At 56.5% G+C, this 1002-nt stretch carries 1 protein-coding gene; it reads right to left on the reverse strand.

From position 1 onward, the window contains the following. Positions 1–1002, reverse strand: a 1002-nt coding sequence (locus ABEW32_RS26300; protein WP_430193250.1) for a condensation domain-containing protein, incomplete at both ends; no start/stop codon positions are given.

A 1002-nucleotide genomic window follows, 5' to 3' on the forward strand; every position in this document is an offset into this window, starting at 1 on the left:
AAAATCCTTCGGCAAAGGCTTTGCGAGGCTTGCTTTGGCTTGTTCGATATGCTGCCAGTATGCCAGCTCCCGCTCCATCGCCGCACTGCTTGCATAGGCTGACAGCTGTTTGGCCCATACCTGGAATGAATCTGTTTTATGCGGCAGTCGGATAGCTGTGCCTGTCTGACCTGCAACAGCCTGCTCATAACCAGATGCCAAATCCTCTAGCAAAATACGCCACGATACACCGTCCACAACCAAATGATGAATGACGATTAATACATGGTCGCCCTCAGCGCAATGGAACAGACCGAGCTTCACAAGCGGACCCGCGCTCAAGGGAATGCCGGCTTGAATTTCACTCGCTTTAGCTTCAACAGCAGCGGATTCGTCTTCCACTCCGCTGAAATCTACAATGTCCAGCGTGTATAACTCGCCTTCCTCTACACTGCGGTTCCAAGCGATATAGCCCTGTTCCGTCTCACGGAATACCGTGCGCAGTGCGTCATGATGCTGAACAATACGGTCCATCGTACGGCGCAGCGCGTCGACGTCAAAGCGCCCAACTCGGTACAGCATCATCGCCTGGTTGCTGTGGTGCAGATCAGCTGGCTGCTGCTCGAAGAACCAGCGCTGAATAGGTGCCAGCTCCACCTGGCCTGCTACCTCTTCCTGACTGGCCTGCTTGCCATCGGTCTGAAGCAACGGACTGAGTGCCGCTACCGTCGGGTAGCTGAAGAGATCCTTCATGTTCAATCGATAGCCGGCTTGCAGCAAGCGAGACGATACTTGCAGGGCCTTGATCGAATCGCCGCCCAGCTCGAAGAAGTTATCCTGCGTGCCTACGGCTTCTACGCCGAGCACTCCGGCCCATACCGCAGCCAGTACTTGCTCCACCTTCGTACGCGGGGCCACATAGGCTGCTCCCGTATGGATGCTGCCTTCCGGCTCTGGCAAGGCCTTGCGGTCGATTTTGCCGTTGCGGGTCAGCGGGATCGTCTCCAGTCGCATCAGGCGCGC

This window comes from Paenibacillus jamilae, assembly GCF_050482105.1.
In the GTDB taxonomy this organism is placed as follows: Bacteria; Bacillota; Bacilli; order Paenibacillales; family Paenibacillaceae; genus Paenibacillus; species Paenibacillus jamilae_B.